Source organism: Mesorhizobium sp. CA10, assembly GCF_020165285.1.
In the GTDB taxonomy this organism is placed as follows: domain Bacteria; phylum Pseudomonadota; class Alphaproteobacteria; order Rhizobiales; family Rhizobiaceae; genus Mesorhizobium.
On the sequence record NZ_JAIUHV010000032.1, the window covers coordinates 1 to 2,136 of the forward strand.

Here is a 2,136-nt window from a genome sequence, read left to right on the forward strand (position 1 = left end):
TCCCATTTTGAAGTCGCGACCGCCTTGTTCGGTCGGCGACTGGTCAGCGCCGCCGACTGGCACGACTCGGCTTTTCGGTATCAGACGCTTCGCTCAGTGCGCGACGGCTTGAAGATGGTCGAGCGCGGCTATCGCCAATTGCTTCGCGCGCGACGGCGCCTTTCCTGAGGGGGTCCCGACGCCTGATTCACGTTGTTTGCAAGCCCTGGGTTACGATCCTGCATTGAACGGGAGCTTTGCGCCTTCATCTAGGCCATTGATGCAAACTTAGCTTCTGCCCGGACGTGGATATCGCAGGGTGACATGCTGGAGGTCGTCATGCGCCTGAAGCAGACGATGCGAACTGAATTCCCCATCCGCATTGCGCGGGCCGGCGTCCAGCCAGTCTCCACGCCTGATTCGCCGCCGACCAACTATTGGGCGCCGGGCGTCCATTCGGGCAACGGCGCCAGGCTGCGGTTGAACTGCTTCCACCACATGGTCTCATCAATCTCGCAGCAGGCGCGAAGCATGGCATGCGCCTTCTCGAAAGCCTGGGTAGCGAGATCATCGAATGTCATCCGCGCATCATATGGCACCGATACCACCAGCTCCTGACCGGTCTGTGTGCCGCCTTCGTCAACCTGAAGATAAAGCCAAACGACGAAATGCGCGCCTTGGCCGCTTGCGTCCGCATTGCCGATCTTGATCCGGTCGATGCCTGCTGCGGTGACTTTCATGCAGGGGCCCCTTCATTCGAATTCATAATGAAGCGGAGAAGTCCGCTGCGGTCATGAAGGTTCCGAAGCCGTTGTCATTATGGTGAAGAGCTGGTTAGGCACTCCTCGACCTTTCTTATGAACTTCACAAAGGTTGGTGAAAATCAGGAATTGCTGAAAATCAAGCCGACTGATTGCATCTAGTGCCGGACCTCGGTCGACACCGTTGGTCCGTTCGTAATGAGCTGGTTATGCCGAAATCCACTTGGGCTCAACTTAGGCCGAGTGTCTCAATCAACCCCCGGGCTTTCGGCCGCCGCATGCAAGGACCGCTTCTTGCCAATTATCTCTAGAGTCGACTGTCCGCAGGCGGCACCTTGCCACGCCGCTTGACCGCGCCCCAGCGCCGGCGCCTTGGGCGCATCTTGCGGGAAGAGCAGGCACCCCATTTTGAAGTTCGCGACCGCCTTGTTCGGCCGACGGCGGATAGCAGTCAGTGCGGCGGCATGTGAGCGCCACGACACCATGTGCGAAGCGGTGCATGCGAACGAGGTACATAGTATGACCGTATGCTGCGGATCTGAGAGGATTACCTTCGAGGAGAGTGATCGCGGCCATTGGATGCAAAGAGAATACGGGCGACGCTCGCCCGTATTCTCACAATTAGCGATGTTAGGCCCAGATGCATCTGCTTGCACTTTTCACTCGCTGCCTTTTCGCTTTCGGAGGCGACGCTACTCCCTCGCATCGGTCAAAATGCGAAATACCGGCCAATGGGTAATCGCTTCACGCAATCTGCTGAAAAGCTTCCCTTCCATGCCGATGGCAGACCGAACTTGAACGGCAGCCCATCCGGCTTTCATGGTCCCGCCGACATGGCAATGGCAGACGATAGCGTGCAACTGCCAATCCGTAAGCTCGAAGAAGCGTTTCGCTTCGCCATAGCTATCGTTCTTCAATCCTTGCGCGCGCAATATCGGATCAGCGAAAGCGACGCTGAGCGCGGAGTCCAGGGACCGCGCCTTGTCACGCACGTCCAAGGTCATGTATTCTGTCCCGGGGAGAGCGGCGAGGCGCCGCTCGGGATTTCGCTCGAGCAGCATGGCCCAATGTTCCAAACGCTGCCCTCGCGTCATAGCCGGAAAGGATACTTCGACTTCCGCGACCTCATATAGTTCTTCAAGTGTCTGATGTTTCATGGCCGTCTCCTGTTGGCGAGGCGCTCTGCCTGCAGAATGCACAGGTCGGAATCGGCCTCAGTCGTCCCTATGCAGGCGAACCAGCAGTGCGTCGGGAAGTTCCAATGGCGAGAAAATTTGACAGTGTGCCTGCTTCAATCTCTGCTGTCTGTGTGCCTTGGACCATCCCGCGCAACGAGCTACTGCGATGCTTCGACCAGCCGTCGGAGCAATGGGTAATCCTTCAGGTCCTTGTAAGG

The 2,136-nt window shown here is 57.9% G+C and carries 3 protein-coding genes; 1 reads left to right on the forward strand and 2 read right to left on the reverse strand.

Annotated features, from left to right (window positions below):
* Window positions 1-168, forward strand: a 168-nt coding sequence (locus LB535_RS28750; RefSeq protein WP_263490993.1) for a DNA -binding domain-containing protein, incomplete at its 5' end; no start/stop codon positions are given.
* Window positions 169-413: 245 nt separating this feature from the next.
* On the opposite strand, the gene LB535_RS28755 is transcribed toward LB535_RS28750, so the two are convergent.
* Both LB535_RS28755 and LB535_RS28760 read right to left on the reverse strand, forming a co-directional pair.
* Window positions 414-719, reverse strand: a complete 306-nt coding sequence (locus LB535_RS28755) for a hypothetical protein (protein WP_140547060.1) — start codon at window positions 717-719, stop codon at window positions 414-416.
* 713 nt (window positions 720-1,432) lie between these two features.
* Entirely contained in the window at window positions 1,433-1,897 is a 465-nt protein-coding gene (locus tag LB535_RS28760; RefSeq protein WP_224634578.1) for a hypothetical protein, read from the reverse strand.
* Between the last annotated feature and the right edge of the window lie 239 nt (window positions 1,898-2,136).